Annotated in this window: 24 protein-coding genes; 14 read left to right on the top strand and 10 right to left on the bottom strand. The window is 66.5% G+C overall.

Annotated elements, in window-relative coordinates; translation table 11 throughout:
* Positions 1-16 precede the first annotated feature (16 nt).
* The 6 genes from rplN (at position 17) to GM1_RS01345 (ending at position 3553) form a co-directional block, all read left to right on the top strand.
* Positions 17-385 (top strand): 50S ribosomal protein L14, encoded by a 369-nt coding sequence (gene rplN / locus GM1_RS01370; protein ID WP_008375974.1) that lies wholly within the window; start codon positions 17-19, stop codon positions 383-385.
* A gap of 3 nt (positions 386-388) precedes the next feature.
* Positions 389-706 carry a 50S ribosomal protein L24 gene (gene rplX, locus GM1_RS01365; RefSeq protein ID WP_008375973.1) on the top strand — a complete coding sequence of 106 codons (318 nt, stop codon included), beginning with the start codon at positions 389-391 and terminating at the stop codon, positions 704-706.
* Between the two features lie 2 nt (positions 707-708).
* Positions 709-1287, top strand: a complete 579-nt coding sequence (gene rplE / locus GM1_RS01360) for a 50S ribosomal protein L5 (protein WP_008375972.1) — start codon at positions 709-711, stop codon at positions 1285-1287.
* A gap of 1 nt (position 1288) precedes the next feature.
* Positions 1289-1474 carry a type Z 30S ribosomal protein S14 gene (locus GM1_RS01355; protein ID WP_008375971.1) on the top strand — a complete coding sequence of 62 codons (186 nt, stop codon included), beginning with the start codon at positions 1289-1291 and terminating at the stop codon, positions 1472-1474.
* A gap of 107 nt (positions 1475-1581) precedes the next feature.
* On the top strand, positions 1582-2493 hold the full coding sequence (locus tag GM1_RS01350) for a LysR family transcriptional regulator (RefSeq protein ID WP_008375970.1): 912 nt from the start codon (positions 1582-1584) through the stop codon (positions 2491-2493).
* 103 nt (positions 2494-2596) lie between these two features.
* Positions 2597-3553: a glycosyltransferase family 2 protein gene (locus GM1_RS01345; RefSeq protein ID WP_008375969.1), complete on the top strand. Its 957-nt coding sequence runs from the start codon at positions 2597-2599 to the stop codon at positions 3551-3553.
* Positions 3554-3564: 11 nt separating this feature from the next.
* On the opposite strand, the gene GM1_RS01340 is transcribed toward GM1_RS01345, so the two are convergent.
* A complete protein-coding gene (locus tag GM1_RS01340) occupies positions 3565-4785 on the bottom strand; it encodes a pyridoxal phosphate-dependent aminotransferase (protein ID WP_040519231.1) in 1221 nt (406 codons plus the stop codon).
* A 95-nt stretch (positions 4786-4880) separates the two neighbouring features.
* On the opposite strand from GM1_RS01340, the gene GM1_RS01335 reads away from it, so the two are divergent.
* Positions 4881-6347, top strand: a complete 1467-nt coding sequence (locus tag GM1_RS01335; protein ID WP_052005268.1) for an aminotransferase-like domain-containing protein — start codon at positions 4881-4883, stop codon at positions 6345-6347.
* Here the strand turns inward: GM1_RS01335 and GM1_RS01330 are convergent.
* Positions 6299-7669, bottom strand: a complete 1371-nt coding sequence (locus GM1_RS01330; protein WP_085950650.1) for an AIM24 family protein — start codon at positions 7667-7669, stop codon at positions 6299-6301. The genes GM1_RS01335 and GM1_RS01330 overlap by 49 nt on opposite strands.
* A complete protein-coding gene (locus GM1_RS01325) occupies positions 7666-7905 on the bottom strand; it encodes a hypothetical protein (protein WP_008375965.1) in 240 nt (79 codons plus the stop codon). The genes GM1_RS01330 and GM1_RS01325 overlap by 4 nt, the downstream gene beginning before the upstream one ends.
* 93 nt (positions 7906-7998) lie before the next feature.
* Between GM1_RS01325 and GM1_RS01320 the strand changes: the two genes are divergently transcribed.
* Positions 7999-8694 (top strand): trimeric intracellular cation channel family protein, encoded by a 696-nt coding sequence (locus GM1_RS01320; RefSeq protein WP_008375963.1) that lies wholly within the window; start codon positions 7999-8001, stop codon positions 8692-8694.
* Between the two features lie 10 nt (positions 8695-8704).
* Here the strand turns inward: GM1_RS01320 and GM1_RS23105 are convergent, their stop codons facing one another.
* The 7 genes from GM1_RS23105 to GM1_RS01290 form a co-directional block, all read right to left on the bottom strand.
* Positions 8705-8836 carry a hypothetical protein gene (locus tag GM1_RS23105; RefSeq protein WP_263053701.1) on the bottom strand — a complete coding sequence of 44 codons (132 nt, stop codon included), beginning with the start codon at positions 8834-8836 and terminating at the stop codon, positions 8705-8707.
* Positions 8837-8984: 148 nt separating this feature from the next.
* Positions 8985-9317 carry a cupin domain-containing protein gene (locus tag GM1_RS01315; protein WP_008375962.1) on the bottom strand — a complete coding sequence of 111 codons (333 nt, stop codon included), beginning with the start codon at positions 9315-9317 and terminating at the stop codon, positions 8985-8987.
* Complete coding sequence (locus GM1_RS01310) at positions 9314-10528, bottom strand: MFS transporter (RefSeq protein WP_008375961.1); 1215 nt, start codon at positions 10526-10528, stop codon at positions 9314-9316. Before GM1_RS01310 ends, GM1_RS01315 begins: the two co-directional genes overlap by 4 nt.
* Positions 10525-11274 (bottom strand): respiratory nitrate reductase subunit gamma, encoded by a 750-nt coding sequence (narI, locus tag GM1_RS01305; RefSeq protein WP_008375960.1) that lies wholly within the window; start codon positions 11272-11274, stop codon positions 10525-10527. Before narI ends, GM1_RS01310 begins: the two co-directional genes overlap by 4 nt.
* A complete protein-coding gene (gene narJ, locus GM1_RS01300; RefSeq protein ID WP_008375959.1) occupies positions 11271-11933 on the bottom strand; it encodes a nitrate reductase molybdenum cofactor assembly chaperone in 663 nt (220 codons plus the stop codon). The genes narI and narJ overlap by 4 nt, the downstream gene beginning before the upstream one ends.
* Positions 11930-13591: a nitrate reductase subunit beta gene (gene narH / locus GM1_RS01295; protein ID WP_008375958.1), complete on the bottom strand. Its 1662-nt coding sequence runs from the start codon at positions 13589-13591 to the stop codon at positions 11930-11932. Before narH ends, narJ begins: the two co-directional genes overlap by 4 nt.
* Positions 13591-17295: a nitrate reductase subunit alpha gene (locus GM1_RS01290; protein WP_008375956.1), complete on the bottom strand. Its 3705-nt coding sequence runs from the start codon at positions 17293-17295 to the stop codon at positions 13591-13593. Before GM1_RS01290 ends, narH begins: the two co-directional genes overlap by 1 nt.
* Before the next feature lie 154 nt (positions 17296-17449).
* Between GM1_RS01290 and GM1_RS01285 the strand changes: the two genes are divergently transcribed.
* Genes GM1_RS01285 through GM1_RS01260 form a run of 6 tightly spaced genes read left to right on the top strand, consistent with a single transcriptional unit; the run spans position 17450 to position 22221 of the window.
* Positions 17450-17752 carry an urease subunit gamma gene (locus GM1_RS01285; protein WP_008375955.1) on the top strand — a complete coding sequence of 101 codons (303 nt, stop codon included), beginning with the start codon at positions 17450-17452 and terminating at the stop codon, positions 17750-17752.
* A 10-nt stretch (positions 17753-17762) separates the two neighbouring features.
* On the top strand, positions 17763-18101 hold the full coding sequence (gene ureB, locus GM1_RS01280; protein WP_008375954.1) for an urease subunit beta: 339 nt from the start codon (positions 17763-17765) through the stop codon (positions 18099-18101).
* A complete protein-coding gene (locus GM1_RS01275) occupies positions 18101-19810 on the top strand; it encodes an urease subunit alpha (protein WP_008375953.1) in 1710 nt (569 codons plus the stop codon). The genes ureB and GM1_RS01275 overlap by 1 nt, the downstream gene beginning before the upstream one ends.
* Positions 19810-20478: an urease accessory protein UreF gene (locus GM1_RS01270; protein ID WP_008375952.1), complete on the top strand. Its 669-nt coding sequence runs from the start codon at positions 19810-19812 to the stop codon at positions 20476-20478. The genes GM1_RS01275 and GM1_RS01270 overlap by 1 nt, the downstream gene beginning before the upstream one ends.
* Entirely contained in the window at positions 20471-21211 is a 741-nt protein-coding gene (locus GM1_RS01265; RefSeq protein WP_008375951.1) for an urease accessory protein UreD, read from the top strand. Before GM1_RS01270 ends, GM1_RS01265 begins: the two co-directional genes overlap by 8 nt.
* Complete coding sequence (locus GM1_RS01260; RefSeq protein ID WP_008375950.1) at positions 21208-22221, top strand: HoxN/HupN/NixA family nickel/cobalt transporter; 1014 nt, start codon at positions 21208-21210, stop codon at positions 22219-22221. The genes GM1_RS01265 and GM1_RS01260 overlap by 4 nt, the downstream gene beginning before the upstream one ends.
* The last annotated feature ends 21 nt before the right edge of the window (positions 22222-22242 follow it).

Genomic DNA, 22242 nt, shown 5'->3' with positions numbered 1-22242 from the left:
GTCAAGGAGACAAGCAGTGATTCAGCAGGAATCCCGCCTGCGCGTCGCCGACAACACCGGTGCGAAGGAAATCCTTTGCATCCGCGTGCTCGGCGGTTCGTCGCGGCGTTACGCCGGCGTTGGTGACGTCATCGTCGCCACCGTCAAGGATGCCGTCCCCGGCGGCAACGTGAAGAAGGGTGAGGTCGTCAAGGCCGTCATCGTTCGCACCGTCAAGGAGCGCCGTCGTGCAGACGGCTCGTACATCAAGTTCGACGAGAATGCCGCAGTCATCCTCAAGAACGAGACCGACCCCCGCGGTACCCGCATCTTCGGACCGGTCAGCCGCGAACTTCGCGACAAGCGCTTCATGAAGATCGTTTCGCTCGCACCGGAGGTGATCTGATTCATGAAGGTCCACAAGGGTGACACCGTCATCATCGTGTCCGGCAAGGACAAGGGCGCCAAGGGCAAGGTCATCGAGGCCTACCCGCAGCGCGACAAGGTCCTCGTCGAGGGCGTCAACCGCATGAAGAAGCACGTCGCTGAGTCGGCGAACGAGCGCGGTGCCAGCTCCGGCGGCATCGTGACCCAGGAAGCCCCGATCCACGTCTCGAACGTGATGGTCGTGGACTCCGAGGGCAACCCGACCCGCGTCGGATACCGCGTTGATGAAGAGACCGGCAAGAAGGTCCGCATCTCGCGCAAGACCGGGAAGGACATCTGAACATGACCGCATCTGAGAAGGTTCAGCCTCGCCTCAAGCAGCGCTACCGCGCCGAGATCAAGGACTCGCTGAACAGCGAGTTCAACTACGCCAACGTGATGCAGATTCCGGGCGTCGTCAAGGTCGTCGTCAACATGGGTGTCGGCGACGCCGCCCGTGACGCCAAGCTCATCAACGGCGCTGTCGCCGATCTCGCTCTGATCACCGGCCAGCAGCCGGAGATCCGTCGCGCACGCAAGTCGATCGCACAGTTCAAGCTGCGTGAGGGCATGCCGATCGGCGCCCGCACCACGCTTCGCGGCGACCGCATGTGGGAGTTCCTCGACCGCCTCGTGTCGATCGCCCTCCCGCGTATCCGCGACTTCCGCGGTCTGAGCGACCGTCAGTTCGACGGCAACGGCAACTACACGTTCGGCCTGACCGAGCAGTCGATGTTCCACGAGATCAACATCGACAACATCGACCGGCCGCGCGGCATGGACATCACCGTCGTCACCTCGGCCACCAACGACGAGGAAGGCCGCGCGCTGCTGCGTGCCCTGGGCTTCCCGTTCAAGGACAACAACGCTAAGGACAACTGACATGGCAAAGAAGGCTCTGGTCAACAAGGCCGCCAAGAAGCCGAAGTTCGCCGTGCGTGCCTACACGCGCTGCAACAAGTGCGGCCGCCCGCACTCGGTCTACCGCAAGTTCGGCCTGTGCCGCATCTGCCTGCGTGACATGGCTCACGCCGGCGAGCTGCCGGGTGTGCAGAAGTCCAGCTGGTGACTTCTCGCGGGCGCTGAGCGTCCGCACACGGAACTTCATGTTCTCGGCCCCGTCTCCTCTGGAGGCGGGGCCGAGGCGCTTTCCGGAAGTCGTGGGATGATTGTCGGGTGCCTCCCGCCCGCCGTCCGTCGCTCGATCAGCTCGGAACGTTTCTCCACGTCTTCCGCGCGGGAACGTTCAGCGAAGCCGCGTCTCGGAGCGGACTCTCGCAGCCGACGGTGACGTCGCACATCCGGAATCTGGAAGAGCACTTCGGACGCGACGTGTTCGTCCGCACGACAACAGGTGCGGAACCGACGGTGTTCGGTCGGGAACTCGCGAGTCAACTGGCGGTCCACCTCGATCAGATCGACCGGATCGTGGCCGATGAGGCGTCGGCGACAGGTCTCCGCGAAGTGGTTGTGGGAGGTCCCCACGAGTTCCTCGTCACCTGCCTGATCCCAGCGCTCGGCGGTGTCGGCGACCGTCTTCCCCGGATCAGATATGTTCCCGACTCGTCCGCCGCTCTCCTCCAGGCACTCGAAGCGGGGTCGGTCGACATGGTCGTGTCGACGGTGCGGCCCCGAGGCGCCACGTTCGCCGTGTCGCCGATCGCCGACGAGGAGCTCGTCTTGGTCGCCTCTCCGCGCCTCGACGTTCCGGTGGGCTCACTCGCCGAACTGTCGGCGGCGCCGTTCGTGGCCTTCAACCGGGAACTCGCCATCATCCGGCGGTATTGGAACACCGTGTTCGCTGCCGAGCCCGTCTTCGATGCGAGTGTCGTGGTCCCCGACCTCGTCGCGGTGAAGGCCGCTGTCGTCAGCGGGCGCGGAATATCAGTGCTTCCTCGGTATCTTGTCGCCGACGAACTCAGGTCGGGTCGACTGATCCAGGTCCACGAGGTGGACGAGCCTCCGATCAACACCGTGTTCCTCGCGATTCGACGGGAGTCGATGGAACGACAGGACCGGGTCGCAGATGCGGCCGGAGTGGTCCTCGGCGCGGTCAAAACGTATGTCGCTCGCGATCAGACAGAGTGAACCGACGGTTCCACGGCGTGCTCGACAGGGATCCGGCCTCCTGGCAGCGCGACTGATGTCCAAATCAATTCGATCTGACTGTTCGAGACCATAGTCGGTTTGGATGAACCTGCTGTGCGCTCAGTCACGTGAGCTTTGTCGGCGGTGGAATGTCCGTAACATCCGCAGGGAACAGTCAGTCGGGGAACGTGGGGGAACTGTGGTCGCGATCAGTGTTGTGATTCCGATGTACAACGAGCAGGACGAGATCGCCTCGTGCCTTGATGCGCTCATCGACCAGACTCGTGCGGCCGACGAGATCCTCGTCGTCGACAACAACTCGACCGACGAGTCGGCCGCCATCGTCGCTGAGATCGCCGCGGCACATCCGACCGTCCGTCTGATCCACGAGCCTGAGCCCGGATGCCATGCCGCTCGTGCCGCGGGCTACGACGCGGCGTCGGGGGATGTGATCGCTCGGACCGATGCCGACACCCGGGTGGATTCCCGATGGGTGGAGGCGATCGAGTCGTTCTTCACCAGCGAACGGGGCGCCGAGTTCGCAGCAGTCGGCGGCGTCGCGACGATGTACGAGGTCCCTCCGTTCCCCATGTTCGCCGAGCGGCCGCTGCCTGCCGCAGCAGCTGACGGGATCGAGGTGAGCTCGTTCTCCGGTCCCAACCACGCGCTGCGCAAGACGGCATGGCATGCGGTTCGAGACTCGGTGACGCGTAGGCAGGACGTCTGGGAGGACTTCGATCTCAGCCTGGCCCTGACCGAGCGCGGCAAGAAGATCTTTCTCGACCCGAACATGAAGGTGAAGACGTCGGTGCGGACTCTCCGTGCGTCGCCGATTCGAAACCTCAGGTACATCACGGGGAACGTGAGAACGGTCAAGGCACGTGGTGCATCGGCTTCGACCATCCGCGCCGCCCGAGTGAATGCCCTTGTCAGGTTCGGCTCGTTCACGTGGCTGTGGCTGCTCATTCGACCGTGGGATGAGGACACCCGAACATGGCGTCCGCATCGACTCCTGCGTCGGCCATCCGACCTTCACGATGACGTCACAAAGGTGCGTTGACGCGCGGCGCTTCACCGCCGTCGACGGTCCAGGTAGGCGGCGATCGATTCGACGGCCCAGTCGAGCACGTCGTCGTCGGGGAGGCACACGATCCGGAAGTGGTCGGGTTCGGGCCAGTTGAAGCCGGTGCCGTGCGTGACGAGGACGTGCTCGGTCCGCAATAGATCGAGCACGAGGGCTTCGTCGCTGTCGATGCCGAACATGTCCGTGTCGAGTCGGGGGAAGCAGTAAAGAGCCCCCCGGGGTGGAACGCAGCTCACTCCGGGGATGGCGTTGAGAGCGGCCGACGTTCGCTTCAACTTGCGCGCCAGGGCGCCGCCGGGGTCGATGACGTCGGAGCCGAGGGTCGAGCCCTGCGCGAGAGCGACCGGGATCGCGTGCTGTCCGACGACGTTCGGGCAGACCCGCATGTTCGACAGCAGCGTGATCCCCTCGAGGAGATCACCGGCGCGGTCGAGCGGACCTGTCGCGACGACCCATCCGGCTCGGTAGCCGCAGACCCGATAAGACTTCGAGAGTCCGCCGAATGTCAGGCACAGGACGTCGTCGCCCGCCGTGCGCGCGGCGTGGTGATGGCGGGCGTCGTCGAAGACCAGATCCTCGTAGATCTCGTCGCTGAGCAGAACGAGGCCGTGGCGGCGCGCGACATCGGCGATCCCGCGGACCGTCTCCTCGCTGTAGACGGCACCGGTCGGATTGTTCGGATTGATCATCACGAGCGCGGTCGTTCGCGGCGTGACCTTTGACTCGATGTCCTCGACGGACGGGTTCCAGCCGTTCGATTCGTCCGCCAGATAGTGGACCGGCACCCCGCCGGTGAGGTTCACCGCGCCGGTCCACGTCGGATAGTCCGGCGCGGGGACCAGGATCTCGTCGCCTGGGTTGACCAGCGCCTGGAGTGTCAGCGTGATGAGCTCGCTCACTCCGTTGCCGAGGAACACGTCGTCGGCGGACACGGTGTCGCCGACGTGCTTGCGGTAGTGGGCGGCGACGGCCTCGCGGGCTTCGGGGATCCCGCGTGAATCGGAGTACGCCTGTGCCCGGTTCAGGCCTGCTGCGACAGCGTCGACGATCTCGGGTCGCGCCTCGAGCCCGAACGGGCGCATGTTCCCCAGGTTGAGGCGCAGCACGTCGTGGCCGTCGGCTTCGAGGCGCATGGCCTCGGTGAGAATCGGGCCGCGGACGTCGTAGCGGACGTCGCGGAGGCGGTGAGACTGTTTGTACATCGTCATGGTTCTCATTTCACACGGTAAGTGGATGATCAGATAGATCCACAAATGCGAGATTTAGTAGGACCACTTGTCGATCATTGGAATACTCTCGACGCATGGCTCGCTCACGTGGTTCCGGATCACTGATGCTGCCCGGTGTCACCGGATCCGAGGATCTCGTGAATGCGATCATCGACCAGATCGCCGACGGCGTGCTTGTCGACGGCGACACCATTCCGTCAAGCCGTGTACTCGCACAGCAGACAGGTCTCTCGAGGGGGACCGTGGTCCGGGCGTTCGACGAATTGGCTGCGGCCGGATTCGTCTCCGCCGAACACGGCTCCGGCACCAAGGTGAGCGCAGGAGCGACGCAAGCGGCCCGCGCGGGGGCTCGTACCCGCGGACGCGGCGTGCCCCAGACGCGCGGCGTCGTCGCACCGCGTCGTGGACGGTCACGCCGCGACCTGCGGCCGGGTGTCCCGGATGCGACGTTGGTGGACGACCAGGCGTGGCGCCGGGCGGTTCGGGCCGCCGCATCCGCCGGGCTGTCCGGGCTCAATCCCTGGGACGAACCGAGTCCGGCTCTCCAGGCGGCGCTTGCCGTCCACCTGCGGCGGCATCGCGGATTGTCTGCCGCTGAGCCGCTGCTGTTCGACAGTTCACGTTCGTCGATCGCGGCGCTGTGCTGGGCGTTCTCGACATCCCGAAGCGATGGGCGGACGCCGTCGCAGATCCAGTTCCACATCGAGGACCCCGGGTACCGAGGGGCTCTGCTGATGGCTCGAGAGCAGGGCCTCGACGTGCGGTTCCACCCGGCCGATCCCGACGGCATGGACGCCTCCAGGCTCGGCGACGAACCGGGAATCGTCTTCATCACGCCGGCCCACCAGTACCCGCTGGGGCACCGGATGAGCGTCGACCGTCGGGTCGCTCTGGTCGAGTGGGCGCGCCGAACCGGATCGTTGATCGTCGAGGACGACTACGACGGCGAGTTCCGCTATGGCGTGGCGCCGTTGCCTGCTCTGGCCACACTGCCCGGCGGACGTGAGCACGTGGCGTACGTCGGGACGTCGTCGAAGTCGGTGTCGCCGGACCTGCGGGTGGCGTGGTGTCTCCCGCCCGGCGAGCTGACTCGCGACGTCCAGCGCTGGCTCGCTGTCCACCGACGTGGTCCGTCGGCGTTGCCCGCTGACGCGTTGGCCGAATTCATCACCTCGGGTGCGATGGATCGTCACCTGGCGCGGGCGGCTCGGGTGTACAGCGACCGCCGCTCGAAGTTGGTCGCGGCGCTCGCCGAGGCGTGCCCCGATCTTGCGGTCACCGGAGTCGAAGCGGGCCTGCACCTATGCGTCCTGCTGACCGATTGCGACGACGAGAGCGTCGTCGCCGCACTGGAAGCGACAGGATGGCGGGCTCGGTCGTTGAGCAGTCAGTCCGCGGAGCGGCGTGTGTCAGGTCTGGTTCTGAACTACGCACGCCTGACCGGTCGGGACGCGGTGGAGTTCGCCCACACGTTGGGAGAGGTACTCGTCCGTCACCGACCGAGGAAACCGCCGAGCATGCCGCCGACGCCCGCGTCCTGACCCTGACCGGTGCCGCCGATCATTCCGCCCGGAGGCTGCTCGGACGGCTGGACGACGACGAAGCCCTGGCCTGCGAAGGCGAGCGTGAAACGCTCTCCAGTACTGCGGCCCATCAAGGTGCCGAGGCCGAAGCTGTCGTTCGTCTTCACCGATGTCCGAAGGCTCGACGACCACGCGACCGCGGCCTGAGGATCGGCGAAGGTGTCGCCTGCGACGTTCAGGACGACGGGCGTGCCGTTGGTCGTGATCGCGATGCGGCCACGGCCGGTGAAGACACAGTTGAACATGCCCGCGTTGCTCATCGAACCGGCGCCGTGCATGCGCTCCACGTTGTACTGGAGCGTGGAGTCGAAGGCGAGGACGTTGGCGCCGTTGATCGTCAGACCGTCGGATCCGTCCAGATCGATCAGGTGCACTTCACTCGCGTTGTCGGCGAGGAACAGATCACCCTGGCCGGTCACCTTCATCAGGGGCACGCCTTCGCCGGTCATCGCCTGCCGCATCATCCGGCCGATGCCGCCCGCGCCGAGCGCCTCGAAGTGCAGATTGCCCTGGTAGGCGACCATGGATCCCTGGCGGGCCATGATCTCGCCGTTCATGCCGACGCGGCACATCTTGCTGCCCTGCTTGGCGATGCCGTGCGACTGCACCTCGGCGTGTGCGGGATTGAACAGTTCGCTCTGCATGGAGGCTCCAGACGGACGGGCGACGGCCGGGTTCGGTACCGGCGCGGCAGGGGCGGGCGGGGTGTGAGTTGGTGTCGGCGGCCACGGCTGCGGATCGGCGACACGAGGCTGCTGCGGAACGGGATCGGGGTCGTCGACGGTGATGCCGTACGCGGTCGCCAGGCCGGCGAGCCCGGTGTCGTAGCCCTGACCGAGAGCCCTGACCTTCCACGCGTCGCCGCGGCGGTACACCTCGAGGCAGACGACCGCCGTCTCACTGGTGAGTCCGGGGACGACGAAGTCGGCGACGGGGGTGCGGTTCGCGTCGAAAAGAGTGGCCTGCAGAACTCCCGCGGTGGCGAACGACGTGGGTCCCGTGCCGTCGAGACTCGCGGTGACGGCGATCGTCTCGATCGTGCCTTCGACGGCCGTGGTGTCGATGGTGACGACATCCACCTGGCCTTCGTCGCGGTACTGCACTCCGCGAGCCGAGGGTTGGTTGTAGAACACGAAGTCGGCGTCGGAGCGGACCCGCCCCGCACTCGTCAGCAGGAGGGCCGACGTGTTCACCGGAGACGCGCTGCGCACCTGGATGATCACCGTCGACGACGGCAGCGGCTGGTTCTCGCCGGGGGACAGAGATCTCACTCGACTCAGCCTACCGAGGTGCGCGCGCGGCGACCTTTCACGAGATAGACGACGGGCAGGACGCCTGCCGAGTTGACCGCCGAGAGGCCGACTCCCCACAGCCACTTGGGGCCGTTCACCTCGGCGGCGCTCCGGCTCGCGAGATCACGGCCCGCCCACACCCGTAGAGCGGCGTCCAGTGCGCTTCCGGCGATGATCAGACTCTTCTGCCGGGTGGTGAGATCAGTCCACTTCTTCTTGGCCATGCGCGTCTCGCCTTCTCGTCGAACCGGGTCGCCCCCATCGTATGCGGTCGGATGGCAGATACTCGTACACGTGGATGACGGACGGGGTGAACCGTGAGTGCAGCGCAGACGATCGTTCTGGCCGGCGGGATCGACGACGCGGCGTCGCTGGTCCATCAGATCGGCGAGATGGTCGGGGTGGTCGCGTTCGCCGCGTCCGGTGCACTGCTCGCCGTCCGGCGGAACCTCGACATCGTCGGCATCGTGTTCCTGGCGGTCACCACGGCGTTGGGCGGCGGAGTGATCCGTGACCTGCTCATCGGCAACACGCCGCCGGTGGCGTTCACCGACTTCGAGTTTCTCGCGGCCGCCGCGGCCACCGGTCTGGTGATCTTCTTCTGGCATCCGCCCGCCATCTTGCAACGATGGCCGCTCGACGTCACCGACGCGGTCGGGCTCGGACTGTTCGTGGTCACCGGCACCGCGGTCGGCTACGCATGGGGGGTCGGTGCACCGGCGGCGGCGCTGCTCGGGCTCACAACGGGCGTGGGCGGCGGCATCATCCGCGACATGCTGTCGGGGAAGGTCCCCGCGATCCTGCGCACCGACGAGCCGCTGTACGCGATCCCGGCGTTCATCGGGGCGGTCCTCACCACAACACTGATGCATTTCGACTGGTACCGGCCGTGGATAGGCCTCATCTGTGCGGCGCTGATCACCGTCGGACGTCTCGCCGCCTTGAAGTACAGGTGGCACGGGCCGCGACCACACTACGTCGCCCGTCGCGCCCACGACGCAGACGGTCAGTAGCCGGTCGGGTTCACTCCGTGCCTCGCCAGCCATGGCGCGGTGTCGCGAGTCCGGAGTCGGCCAGGCGACGGATGTCGCCGCGCGAACCGGTCGGTGGATGCGACGTCGGGTAGACGCCCGGGCCGTCGTGAGGCGTGCTCACGGCGCAGGCGTTCGATGATCTGATGTCGAACATGCACATCGGGGTTATCGTCGTCGAATCGGCGGATGTGACAACCAGGGGCAGGACTGTCACATTTTCGACCTCGGCGGCACGGAGTGGTCGGCACGGCGCGTCGCGGAACCCGTCGTCAGTGGGACAGCGCGACGGTGAGGAGTACCGCGGAATCGGTGTCCGCGATCAGACCGTGCCGCACGTCGGGAATATCGGTGAGATCGCCCGCGACACCCGTCCACTCGCCCTCCTCGCAGGTCAAGCGCACTGTTCCGCGGAGGACCTGAAGGGTCGCCTCACCTGGGCTCTCGTGGTCGGACAGGCGGCTCCCGGCAACGAGAGCAATGACCGTATGGCGCAGCGCATGCTCGGCGTGGCCTCGCACCGTGCGTGCACTGCGGCCCGACGACTGCGTGCGGGCTTCGGCCAACAGGTCGTCGGCGAGCGCGGTGAGGGATGTGGCCGTCATTGCTCTTCCGTCCGATCGGTTGAGCTGGAGATGCCGAACACCGTGAACAGGCATGCGGCGGAGGCGAAGGCCACCAGAAGCGCGAGGCCGATGGTGTACGAGTGTGTCGTGGCGTTGTACGTCGCGCCCATCACGAGTGGCGGGAAGAATCCGCCGAGGCCTCCCGCTGCGCCCACGATCCCGGTCACCGCGCCGACACGGGAAGGCGGCGCCTCCTTGGCCACCCAGGTGAACACCGCACCGGAACCGAGCCCCATCATGATGGCCATCAGTATGAAGTCGACGGCGGCGAGGCCGGAGTCCAACGACGGCTTGGTGATCATCCAGACCGCGAGGACGGCTGCGCCTCCGCACGAGATCGCGGTGATCAGCCGTGCTCCGAATCGGTCGGACAACGCGCCGCCGACGGGCCGAGCGATGACGGCGGCCACTGCGAACGCCGCGGTTCGGGCGCCCGCGGACGCCAGGTCGTGGATGTCGTAGACGTCGTTCAGATATGTCGGCAAGTAGGTGGAGAACGCAACGAACCCGCCGAACGCGGCCGCGTACAAGAACGACATCTGCCAGGTGATGGGCAGTTTGAGCGCGTCGATCAACTTGGGCAGCGGCGGTTCGGTGTTCGGGACGAACGACGGCGCGTCGCGCAGGCCGAACCAGCAGACAGCGGCCATGACGACAAGTGCGACGGCGATGACGATGTGCGCAGCCGTGTATCCGAACCAGGTCACGAACCGCGGTGTGAAGAACGCCGACAACGCAGTTCCGCCCATGCCCGCGCCGAACACGCCGGTGGCGAACCCGCGCCGTGACGGCTCGTACCAGTCGTTGAGAAATGGAATCCCGACGGCGAAGGTGGTGCCGCCGATGCCGAGGAAGAAGCCGATCACCAGAAGCATCGGGTACGACTCGAGACGGCCTGCGACGGCGACCAGCACAACGAACGGCGCAGTCAGCAACAGCAGTGCCGGGAACATCACGCGTCCACCGAAGCGCGGCGTCAGAACACCTGCGACGATGCGCCCGAGCGATCCGACGAGGATAGGGACGGCGACCAGGATCGATTTCTGTGAGGCGGACAATCCGAGATCTGCGGCGTAGCGGACGCCGAGCGGCGCGATCATGTTCCAAGCCCAGAAACTGATCGCGAAGCCGAGCGTCGCGATCACCAGGTTGCGTGTCTGCGCACGCGGGAATGCTGTCGTGGTGGTCATCTGTCCTTGTCCTTCACTCCGATCGGCGCCCACCCGCGTCGAGCAGGTGCATTGCCGGGGGCGGTCCTGGAGTCTCTGCTTCGATAGACGATGTACGGCCGGAACAGGTAGTGGATCGGCGCTGTGAAGATGTGCACGAGCCGGGTGAACGGCACGAGGACGAACATTCCCATGCCGATCACGACGTGGAGATGGAAGCGGAAAGGCGCCGCCTCCATGGCGGTGACGTCGGGATTCAGCAGGAACACCGACCGGAACCACGGGGACACTGTCTCCCGGTAGTTCACGCCTTCCCCGTGCGGATCGATCATTCCGACGACGGTGATGTAGGTGCCTGCCAGCAGCGCTGACACCAGCACGGCGTACATCAACTTGTCGTTGCGCGTGGTCGCCATGAAGACGGGTCCGACGGTGCGGCGTCGATAGATGAGGATCGCGACACCGACGACCGTCGCCACCGCGGCGATCAGGCCGCCGATGCCCGCGACCGCGTGATAAGCGGTCTCGGTGATCCCGACGGCGTCGGTCCACGACTGCGGGATCACCAGGCCGACGGCGTGACCTGCGATCACCGCGAGAATCCCGTAGTGGAACAGCGGGGACCCGATGCGTAGCAGCCTGGACTCGTAGAGCTCCGACGACCGGGTGGTCCACCCGAACTTGTCGTAGCGGTATCGCCAGATCGTCCCGCCGATCACCGATGCGAGGGCGAGGTAGGGCAGCACTCCCCACAGGAAGACGTTCATCGGCCGACACCCGCTTCGGTTCCGGTGTGCAACGGCAGCAGTCGAGGATCGAACGGTTCCAGGCCGACGGACTCGGTCTCGGGACTCCGCGGTCGCATGGCCTGGGCCGACGCCCGGTCCGGCGGCGACTGCCCAGGCAGCGTCGCGCACACTGCGGCGAGGACGTGGGCGTATGGCGATGCTTTGTCGAGGAGCGCGAACCGGATCAGTTCCAGTGCACCACGATGCTCGGTCAGCAGTTCCACGCCGCGGACCGGATCCACCCGGGCCGCGAACTCGAGCACGATCGGCAGGTGGTCGGGCAGTTCACCGTGCAGATCGACGACGAACCCCGAGTCCCGGTACAGCCGCTTGAACGACGCCAGCGTCTCTCCGCGGCGACGGGTGTCGCCGTCGGACCAATACGAGAGATACAGGGTCTGACGCTGCGACAGATCGAACACGTCGACGTACTGCTGTTGGAGGCGGCCGGAGAGCTGGCTCAGGAACGCATGGAGTTCGGCGGCGGCGGGCCCGCGCGGCTGCTCGCTCAGCGCTGCGTGCAGCATGTCGGCGCGCGAGAACAGATCGTCGTCGGGGTACCGCAGACACATGGACGCGATCAGGTGCGTCACCCGGTGATCGGCGGTCTCGGGGCGAGAGCGCATACGGAACTTCATCGGCTCGCCCTCCTCTCGGGGTACAGCCCGTCGGGTGCGCCGTTGCCGTCCCAGTTCAGCAGGTTGGTGCGGCCGCGCAGTGCGTCGTCGCCGGTCGGGAGGTCGGAGGTCTGTCGCTGCTGCAACGCGTGGAATGTCTCCACCGACACCGGTGTGGGACGGCCGCTCGCCTCGCCGAACACGCCGGAGTCGTACATGCCCGGTCCTCCGTCGTAGTCGAGGGAGCACGCGAGCTCCTCCAACTCGGACGCCTGCTCGTGATGAGCGGTCGGAATCACGTATCGGTCCTGGTACTTGGCGATCGCGAGCAACCGGTACATCTCGTACATCGTCTGCTCGGACATGCCGACGGACGCTGGAATCGACGCGTCCGGTTCCCGGCCGAGGTTGATGTCCCTCATGTACGAGCGCATCGCGGCCAGCACTTTCAACACGTGTTCGACGGTCCCGACGTCGCCCGCGGTGAACAACTCGGCGAGATACTCGAGCGGGATGCGCAGGGTGTCGATCGCTCCGAACAGGTTGTGCGGGTCCTCGGCATCGTGCCCCTGCTCGGACAGCAGGTCGACGATCGGGGACAGCGGAGGGACGTACCAGACCATCGGCATCGTCCGGTACTCCGGATGCAGGGGCAACGCGATCCGATACTTCTTGGCGAGTGCGTAGACGGGACTGCGGCGGGCCGCGTCGAGCCAGTCGTCGGCGATTCCGCACGCCTTGGCGTCGGCGATCACCTGCGGATCGGTCGGATCGAGCATGAGACCCAGCTGCGCCTCGTACAGTTCTTTGTCGTCGACCGATGCGGCCTCGGTGACGCGGTCGGCGTCGTACAGCACCAGCCCGATGTAGCGCAGCCGCCCGACACACGTCTCGGCGCAGACTGTGGGCTGCCCGACTTCGATGCGCGGGTAACAGAACGTGCACTTCTCGGCTTTGCCCGACCGGTGATTGAAGTAGATCTTCTTGTACGGGCAGCCGGTCACGCACTGCCGCCAGCCTCGGCACCGGTCCTGGTCGACCAGCACGATGCCGTCCTCAGACCGTTTGTAGATCGCCCCCGACGGGCACGAGGCCATGCACGACGGATTGAGGCAGTGTTCGCAGATCCGCGGCAGGTAGAACATGAACGTCTGCTCGTAGGAGAACTTGATCGCCGCCTCCGACTCGGCGCGCAGCTTCGCGACGATCGGATCGAGTTCGGCCGCGTCGGGACCGCCGCCCAGGTTGTCGTCCCAGTTCGCCGACCACGTGACCTTGGTGTCCTCGCCGGTGATCAACGACTTGGGTCGGGCGACCGGGAAGTCGTCGCCCAGGGGAGCGTTGACGAGCTTCTCGTAGTCGTAGGTCCACGGTTCGTAGTAGTCGTCGAGTGTCGGTTGCACCGGACTGTGGAAGATCGTCAGCAGCTTCTTCAACCGGCCGCCCGCCCGCAGGCGGAGCTTTCCCTGGTTGTTGAGAGTCCATCCGCCGCGCCAGGCGTCTTGGTCCTCGTACCGTCGGGGATATCCCTGTCCCGGGCGAGTCTCGACGTTGTTGAACCACACGTACTCGGTGCCTGCGCGATTGGTCCATGCCTGTTTGCACGTGACCGAACACGTGTGGCAGCCGATGCACTTGTCGAGGTTCATCACCATCGCGACCTGCGCCATCACTCGCATCAGTACGTCACCTCCTGGCTGCGCTTGCGGATCGTCGACACCACGTCCCGTTGGTTGCCTGTCGGTCCGAGGTAGTTGAACGCGTACGAGAGTTGTGCGTAGCCGCCGATCAGGTGCGACGGCTTCACGAGAAGCCGAGTGGCGGAATTGTGGATGCCGCCGCGCCGTCCCGTAGCCTCCGACTTCGGGACGTCGATCGTCCGCTCCTGCGCGTGATGGACGTAGCAGACGCCTGCGGGCATGCGGTGACTGACGACGGCTCGTGCCACGTACACGCCGTTCGCATTCACGCACTCGATCCAGTCGTTGTCGGCGACGTCGATCGACGCCGCGTCCTCCGCCGACAACCAGCACGTCGGGCCGCCGCGGGAGAGCGACAGCATCAGCAGGTTGTCCTGGTACTCGGAGTGAATCGACCACTTGTTGTGCGGCGTGAGGTACCGCAGCGTGATCTCCCGTTCCCCAGTCGGCCCGAGCTTCGGTTCGCCGAACAGTCGATGCATGTCGAGCGGCGGGCGGTAGATCGGCAACTGTTCGCCGATGTCGATCATCCAGTCATGGTCGAGGTAGAAGTGCATCCGCCCGGTGAGGGTGTGGAACGGCTTGTCACGCTCTATGTTCACGGTGAACGGCGCATAGCGCCGCCCGCCGGTCTCCGAACCCGACCACTCCGGTGAGGTGATCACGGGCACCGGTGCGGCCTGGGTGTCGGCGAACCGGATCCGCTTCTCCTCCGAACCCGCGGCGAGGTCGACGAGTTCCCTGCCGACTCGCTTCTCGAGTTTCTCGAATCCGTCGACCGCCAGTTGTCCGTTCGTGGTGCCGGAGAACAGCAGGATCGCTTCGGCGAGTTTCGCATCGGTGTCGATGGCCGGGCGTCCCTGACCGGGACCGGACGGCATCACTCCGTTCGACGCGGCGAGCGTCGGGATCTGTGATCCGACATCGTAAGTGATGTTCTTGACCGTGAAACCGAGGTCGTCGGCGAGTGGACCCACCGTGGCGAGCTTGTCTGCGATAGCGGTGTAGTCGCGCTCGACGAGCGCGAACGTCGGCATGTTGACCCCCGGCCTCCCGGGATTTCCCGACTCGCGCCAGTCGACGACTCGACCGTGGGGTTGTGCGGTCTCGCCGGGTGTGTCGTGCTGGACGGGCGTGCTGACCAGATCGTGACGAGTGCCGAGGTGGACTTCCGCCTGCTTCGAGAACTCCTGCGCGAGCAGATGGAACAGGTCGAAGTCGGTCTTGGCCTCCCACGCCGGGTCGATCGCCGGGCTGAAGGCGTGCACGAACGGGTGCATGTCCGTCGAACTCAAGTCGTGTTTCTCGTACCAGGTGGCCGCAGGCAGGACGATGTCCGAGAGCAGCGTGGTGCTCGTCATCCGGAAGTCTGCGGACAACAGCAGGTCGAGCTTGCCCTCCGGTGCTTCGTCGTGCCATCGGACCCCGGTCGGGTGCGGGGTCTCCGGGTTCTCGGTGCCGAGCACATTGTGGTGTGTGCCGAGCAGGTGACGCAGGAAGTACTCGTTGCCTTTGGCCGATGACCCGAGCAGGTTCGATCGCCACAGGACCAGAGTCCGAGGCCAGTTCTCCTCCGCGTCGACGTCGGAGATCGCTGGTGTCAGCGTGCCGTCTCGCAAGCGTTCGGCGACGTACGACGCGGCGTCGGGCGCCTCACCGGCGTCGACCGCGGCGCGAGCGCTCTCGGCGACGTCGAGCGGGTTGTCGCTGAACTGCGGGTAGAAGGGCATCCAGCCCAGGGCCGCCGACTGCGCGATCGCGTCGGCGGTGTGCATTCCGTCGAGCGTGCCTCGCGACAGCGGTGAAGCGAGGGTCGACGTGGAGTACCCGTCATTGCGCCACTGGTCGGTGTGCATGTACCAGAACGACGTACCCGGCTGGGTACGTGGCGGCCGGGACCAGTCGAGGCCGTTGGCGAGGGAGATCCACCCGGTGATCGGACGGCATTTCTCCTGGCCGACGTAGTGGGCCCACCCGCCTCCGTTGCGGCCCATGCTGCCGGTGAGCAGCAGCATCGACAGGATGGCCCGGTAGGTCGCGTCCCCGTGGAACCACTGGCAGATTCCTGCCCCCATGATGATCATCGAACGGCCGCGGGACTGCTCGGCGTTGGTCGCGAACTCGCGGGCGACGCGGATCGCGGCCTCGGCGGGCACACTCGTGATCTCGGCCTGCCACGCAGGCGTGTACGGGCTGGTCGGGTCGTCGTATCCGGTGGGCCACCGGCCGGGAAGTCCGTCGCGACCGACGCCGTATTGAGCCAGCATCAAGTCGAAGACGGTCGTGACCAGGTGACCGTGCACGCGCCGGGCCGGTACTCCACGGACGAGCACCGTTCCGCTGCCGTCGGGGGCGTCGAACGAAGGGAAGCTCACCTCCAGCGGTTCATGGTCGACGTCGAACAAGCTCATCAACGGCGTGACGCCCTGCAGATCGAGATTCCACCTGCCCTCGCCAGACTCCGCGTACCGGAACCCCAAGGACCCGTTCGGGACCACCGGGTCGCCCGTCGCCGCGTCGATGAGCACGGGCTTCCACTGTTCTTCGGACGCCTGCCCGCCACCGTCGAGTTCGTCCGCGGTCACGAACTTGCCGGGGGCCAGGGCGCCGTTGTGCTCCTCGAGGCGGATCAGGAACGGGAGATCGGTGTATTTGGCCGCGTACTCGGAGAAGAACGGTGTGTGCTTCTCGACGTAGAACTCACGAAGGATCACGTGCCCCATGGCCATCGCGAGGGCGGCGTCCGTACCCGCTTGCGCGGGAAGCCACTCGTCGGCGAACTTCGTGTTGTCGGCGTAGTCGGGGGAGACCGTCACGACCTTGGTGCCTCGGTAGCGCACCTCGGCCATCCAGTGGGCATCCGGTGTGCGGGTGACCGGGACATTGGAACCCCACATCATCAGATATGACGCGTCCCACCAGTCGCCGGACTCGGGGACGTCGGTCTGGTCGCCGAACACCTGGGGGCTCGCCACCGGAAGGTCGGCGTACCAGTCGTAGAACGACGTCATGACGCCGCCGATCAACTGGATGAACCGGGTGCCGACACAGTGGCTGACCATCGACATGGCGGGGATGGGAGAGAAGCCGGTGCACCTGTCGGGGCCATGGGTCTTGATGGTGTGCACGTGTGCGGCGGCGGCCATCTCGATCGCTTCGTCCCAGGAGACGCGGACCAGGCCGCCTTTGCCGCGTGCTCGCTGGTAGGAGCGCCGTCGAATCGGGTCGCCGACGACGTCGGCCCACGCGAGCACCGGGTCGCCGCCGAGGCGGCGCTTCGCCTCCCGGAACATCTCGACGAGCACACCGCGGGCGTACGGGTGTCGCACCCTCGTGGGTGAGTACGTGTACCAGGAGAATGCCGCGCCTCGCGGGCAGCCGCGCGGCTCGTACTCTGGGCGGTCTGGGCCGACGGACGGGTAGTCGGTCTCCTGCGTCTCCCAGGTGATGATGCCGTCCTTGACGTACACCTTCCACGAGCAGGATCCGGTGCAGTTCACTCCATGGGTGGACCGGACCACCTTGTCGTGGCTCCACCGATCGCGATAGAAGACGTCGCCTGCTCGTCCGCCTTCGCGGAAGACGGCTCTGCCGTCTCCCGTCTCGTCCCACCTCGTGAAGAATCGACCCACGTCGAGCAGCGCTTGCGCCGCTGGACCCTGCACATCGTGAGACGTCGGCATACTGGGGACGTTAGGCCTAGTCTGCGTAGTTCGTGTGCACTCGGGCAGAAGTAGGGACGAAAGGCTCACTCGTCAGCGCTCCGCTGACCACACGATCGTCTATCGCTGACCGGCCGGGACTGCCGGCCGGCGGAGAACGTGGCACTATCGCAGGATGCATTTCACGCCTGCTGACACCGAGAAACTCCTCTTGTCGGTGGCGGGCATGGTCGCCCGCGATCGCCGTGATCGGGGAGTGAAGCTCAACCACCCCGAAGCCGTTGCACTCTTGACCACCTGGGTGCTCGAACGCGCTCGCGAAGGCGTCCCGGTGACCGAACTGATGGAGACCGGCCGGACGGTCCTCGGACGCGACGAAGTGATGCCGGGCGTCGCCGAGATGATCGACGACGTCCAGATCGAGGCGACCTTCCCGGACGGCCGCAAGCTCGTTACCATTCATCACCCGATCGACTGAGGAGACGACCATGGCGTCGACCCCACGTTCCTCCGGCCCCGGCGCGGTCCGGGTGAAGCCTGGAACCATTGAACTCAACGCCGACCGGACGGCGGACGAGAGGCGCGAGATCGTCGTCGTCAACACCGGCGACCGCCCGGTCCAGATCGGGTCCCATCTGCATCTTCCCGATGCCAACACCGCACTCGACTTCGACCGTGACGCCGTCGACGGGTTCCGCCTCGATGTCCCGTCGGGCACGTCCGTGCGATTCGAACCCGGGGCGTCCAAGCGCGTGGCGGCCGTCGCATTCCGTGGGCGACGACTCGTTCCCGGCATTGTGATCCGAACCGAAGAGCGGAGCAGCTGATGGTGAGCATCGATCGTGGAACGTACGCGTCGCTGTACGGCCCGACAGCCGGAGACCAGGTCCGTCTGGGTGACACCGACCTCTGGATCGAGATCGAGCGTGATCACACAGTCGGTGGCGAGGAGGCCGTGTTCGGCGGCGGCAAGTCGATCCGCGAGTCGATGGCGCAGTCGACGGTCCCGAGCAGCGAGGGTGCGCTCGACACCGTCATCACCAACGTCATCGTGCTCGACTGGTGGGGAATCGAGCGCGCAGATGTCGGAATCAAAGACGGACGGATCGTCGGCATCGGACGGTCGGGGAACCCGGACATCGCCGACGGAGTCCACCCCGACCTGGTGATCGGACCGTCCACCGACGTCATCGCGGGCGAAGGCAAGATCCTGACCGCGGGTGGTATCGACTCCCACGTCCACTTCCTCTCCCCGTCACAGGCTCACGAAGCACTCGCCACCGGCCTCACCACGCTGATCGGCGGCGGAACCGGGCCGTCCGAGGGGTCGAAGGCGACCACGGTGACACCCGGACCGTGGCACCTGCACCAGATGCACCGCGCGCTCGATGCGCTGCCGGTGAACATCCTCCTGCTCGGCAAGGGCAACACGGTGTCGTGGAGAGGCCTGGAAGAAGAGGCCCTCGGCGGGGCCGCCGGGTACAAGGTCCACGAGGACTGGGGGTCGACGCCAGCCGCGATCGACGCGTCTCTGCGTGCGGCTCAGGAGTGGGGCCTGCAGGTGGCGCTGCACTCGGATTCGCTCAACGAGGCGGGCTTCGTCGACTCGACAGTCGACGCGATCGCGGGTCGGAGCATCCACGCGTTCCACGTCGAAGGCGCTGGCGGCGGTCACGCACCAGACATCCTGTCGATCGCGAGCCTGCCGAACGTCCTGCCGGGATCGACCAATCCGACCCTTCCGCACACGGTGAACACTGTTGCCGAACACCTCGACATGCTCATGGTGTGTCATCACCTGAACCCCGCGGTGCCCGAGGATCTGGCGTTCGCCGAGTCGCGGATCCGTGCGACGACGATCGCGGCGGAAGACATCCTCCACGATGTCGGCGCACTGTCGATCACGTCGTCGGACGCGCAGGCGATGGGCCGGATCGGTGAGGTCATCACCCGCACATGGCAGGTCGCGCACGTGATGAAGAATCATCGCGGACGGCTCGATGAGCCGGGCGGCGACGTCGCCGACAACCTGCGGGCCAAGCGGTACGTCGCGAAGTACACGATCAATCCCGCAGTCGCGCACGGAATCGACCACGAAGTCGGGTCGATCGAGAAGGGCAAGCTCGCCGACCTCACCCTGTGGGATCCGCGGTTCTTCGGAGTCCGGCCGTCCATCGTGATCAAGGGCGGAAGCATCGTCTGGGGCGCCCTCGGTGATCCGAACGCGTCGATACCGACCCCGCAGCCGGTCCTGATGCGTCCGACCTTCGGCGACGCGATCGGAGCGGATCTGTCCCTCACATTCGTGTCGCCGTACGCACTCGACGACGGTCTCGCCGGGCGGCTGGGGCTGCGTCGCCGGCTCGCTGCGCTGAAGGACACCCGGGCCACCGGAAAAGCCGACATGAAAGTCAACGACGCGTTGCCGACGATCGACATCCGACCCGACACGTTCGAGATCGCGATCGACGAAGCCGTCGTCACACCTGCACCGGCTGACGTCCTGCCGTTGGCGCAGTTGTACACGATGTTCTGATGGAATCGTCGACCCTGGTCGCGATGTTGTTGGCCGACGGAAGGCTGCCCACCGGTGGGCACGCCTACTCGGCGGGACTGGAACCCGCGATGATGGGCGGGCTCCCGGCGTCATCGGTCCCGGAGTTCCTCCGCGCGCGGGCTGTCACGTCGTCGCGTGTGGAGGCCGGGACCGCTGTCGCGGCCCGTCATGCAGTGCTCACCGGCGCGGACGTCCGGTCGGTCGACGCCGCGTGGGCGGCGCGCACGCCCGCACCCGCGGTGCGCGACGCGTCGATCGCACAGGCCAGGGGATACCTCCGGTTGGCGGTCCGCTTGTGGCCTGCTGCCTCGTCCCTGGCGCAGATGCGGGGCGCGTCGTGGTCGCCGAGCAGGTCCGTCGTGGTCGGCGCCATCGCTGCGGAGGCCGGGCTGGGCGCCGACGAACTCGTGCGGGTGGTGATCTACGACGAGGCGGCCACCGCGGCCGGAGCGCTGTTGAAGCTCGATCCGCGGGATCCCGCAGAGACGACGAAGTGGATCCTCGACACGTGCGAGTACGCCGAACATCAGGTCGCGAGTCTCTCGACCATCACCGAACCGGCCGGGATTCCCGGCGCCGGGACCCCGCAGAGCGAAGAGTGGGCACAGCGGCACTCGCGCGCGACGCATCGGCTGTTCCGTGCCTGAGCCGGTGCTCCGCGCCACGGTCGGGGTGACCGCCGCACCCGGCCGTGCCCGTGTCGCTCTCTCGGCGGCAGTCGGCGCGACACTGGTCCCGAGACTCCTGCACCGCACCGAGAACTCCGCGCGTGTTGCACTCGTCGCGGGCGGCGCAATGATCCTCGGCGGCGACACCATCAGCCTCGACATCCACGTCGGCGCCGGCTGTCTCCTCGAACTCAGCGAGGTCGGCGGGACCGTCGTGTACAACGCGGACGGCGTCGAATCCTGGTGGACCACCCGAATCGTTCTCGACGACGGCGCCAGGCTCGTCTGGCGCGGCCTGGAGACGGTGATCTCCGACGGCGCCGACCTGCACCGCCGGACCGACATCACGATGGCCGAGTCGGCCCGCGCGGTGATCCGGGAGGTCACCGTGTTCGGCCGATCCGGCGAGCGTGGCGGCAGGCTTCTTCTCGAGAGCGCCGTCACCTGCGGCGACACTCCGCTCCTGGTGGAGTCGCTCGACGTTCGCGGTGATCGTCCGCAGCCCGGAGTGCTCGGCAGACATCGGGTGATGGAGTCGGTCCTGCTCGCGGGAATCCGCGACAGCCGATCATCCGACGTCGACGCCTGCGATGTGATGGACCTGGCGGGTCCTGGCGCATTGGCGCGTCACCTCGGCGAACACCTGCACGAGAGTCCACTCGATCCGACATGGGACCGATGGACGAGAACCCTGATGGAGGACCTCACATGACGTCGACGACTCGTACCGGGACAGTCCGCGATCCGGGCTGGCGGTGGGCGGTCGGAGTGATCGTCGGCCTGCATCTCCTCGGATGGGGTGCTCTGCTGCTGCTGGTCCTGCCGTCCGGGGTCAGCTACTCGACGAGTGGGCCTGCGGCCCTCGCCGTCGGCCTCAGCGCGTACGCGCTCGGTCTCCGGCACGCGTTCGACGCCGATCACATCGCCGCCATCGACAACACCACGCGTCGGTTCGTCGACCGCGGACGCCCGGCGTCGACCGTCGGGCTGTGGTTCTCTCTCGGCCACTCGTCGGTGGTGTTCCTGCTGTGTCTGGCACTCGTCGTCGGGATCGGGGCGCTCGGTCGGGCCGTGTCCGACGAGGAGTCCGGCCTGCACCAGTTCACCGGTGTGTGGGGCCCGATGGTGTCGTCGATCTTCCTCGTGGTGATAGCGGTGATCAACGTATGGTCGCTGCGTCGCAGAGACACGGACGACGCCGCGCCCGGCGGTCTGATGTGGCGTCTGCTGGGTCGTTTCGAGGCCGCCGTCGACCGTCCGACGCGCATGTACGGCGTCGGTTTCGTGTTCGGATTCGGGTTCGACACAGCCACCGAGATCGGCCTGCTCGCATTGGCCGGGACCGCGACACTCGGCGCTGTCCCCTGGTGGGCCGTGCTCACACTCCCGATCCTGTTCGCGGCGGGAATGTCGTTGCTCGACACCGTGCAGGGAGCGGTGATGCGCCGCGCCTACCAGTGGTCGCCCGCGGGGGAGCGGTCGCGACTCTTCTCGTACAGCGCGTTGATGACGTGGATATCCGCGGCGGTCGCCATCGCGATCGCCGGAGTCCAACTGTCGGCCCTCGCAGTCGACGAGTTCGGCTGGCACGGCCTCTTCGCGTGGATCGGCGGCGCCGACCTCGAAACACTCGGATTCTGGTTGACGGGAGTCCTCCTCGCCATCTGGGCCGCAGTCTTCGTCGCGTCGCGGCGCGACCTGCTGCCCAACAGAACTAGCTGAACTAGCTAAGAAGGATGGCAG

The organism is Gordonia malaquae NBRC 108250, assembly GCF_000344135.1.
GTDB lineage: Bacteria > Actinomycetota > Actinomycetes > Mycobacteriales > Mycobacteriaceae > Gordonia > Gordonia malaquae.
The sequence above is the reverse complement of the archived record's forward strand: the minus strand, read 5'-3'. Positions and strand labels throughout refer to the sequence as shown.

Coding starts and splice junctions, on each gene's coding strand:
- rplX (WP_008375973.1), top strand. CDS start 389: ATGAAGGTCCACAAGGGTGACACCGTCATCATCGTGTCCGGCAAGGAC.
- narI (WP_008375960.1), bottom strand. CDS start 11,274: ATGAACGTCTTCCTGTGGGGAGTGCTGCCCTACCTCGCCCTCGCATCG.
- GM1_RS01270 (WP_008375952.1), top strand. CDS start 19,810: ATGGAATCGTCGACCCTGGTCGCGATGTTGTTGGCCGACGGAAGGCTG.
- GM1_RS01260 (WP_008375950.1), top strand. CDS start 21,208: ATGACGTCGACGACTCGTACCGGGACAGTCCGCGATCCGGGCTGGCGG.
- narJ (WP_008375959.1), bottom strand. CDS start 11,933: ATGAAGTTCCGTATGCGCTCTCGCCCCGAGACCGCCGATCACCGGGTG.
- GM1_RS01310 (WP_008375961.1), bottom strand. CDS start 10,528: ATGACCACCACGACAGCATTCCCGCGTGCGCAGACACGCAACCTGGTG.
- rplE (WP_008375972.1), top strand. CDS start 709: ATGACCGCATCTGAGAAGGTTCAGCCTCGCCTCAAGCAGCGCTACCGC.
- GM1_RS01315 (WP_008375962.1), bottom strand. CDS start 9,317: ATGACGGCCACATCCCTCACCGCGCTCGCCGACGACCTGTTGGCCGAA.
- GM1_RS01340 (WP_040519231.1), bottom strand. CDS start 4,785: ATGACGATGTACAAACAGTCTCACCGCCTCCGCGACGTCCGCTACGAC.
- GM1_RS01325 (WP_008375965.1), bottom strand. CDS start 7,905: ATGGCCAAGAAGAAGTGGACTGATCTCACCACCCGGCAGAAGAGTCTG.
- narH (WP_008375958.1), bottom strand. CDS start 13,591: ATGCGAGTGATGGCGCAGGTCGCGATGGTGATGAACCTCGACAAGTGC.
- ureB (WP_008375954.1), top strand. CDS start 17,763: ATGGCGTCGACCCCACGTTCCTCCGGCCCCGGCGCGGTCCGGGTGAAG.
- GM1_RS01335 (WP_052005268.1), top strand. CDS start 4,881: ATGGCTCGCTCACGTGGTTCCGGATCACTGATGCTGCCCGGTGTCACC.
- GM1_RS01355 (WP_008375971.1), top strand. CDS start 1,289: ATGGCAAAGAAGGCTCTGGTCAACAAGGCCGCCAAGAAGCCGAAGTTC.
- GM1_RS01285 (WP_008375955.1), top strand. CDS start 17,450: ATGCATTTCACGCCTGCTGACACCGAGAAACTCCTCTTGTCGGTGGCG.
- GM1_RS01345 (WP_008375969.1), top strand. CDS start 2,597: ATGAACCTGCTGTGCGCTCAGTCACGTGAGCTTTGTCGGCGGTGGAAT.
- GM1_RS01275 (WP_008375953.1), top strand. CDS start 18,101: ATGGTGAGCATCGATCGTGGAACGTACGCGTCGCTGTACGGCCCGACA.
- GM1_RS01290 (WP_008375956.1), bottom strand. CDS start 17,295: ATGCCGACGTCTCACGATGTGCAGGGTCCAGCGGCGCAAGCGCTGCTC.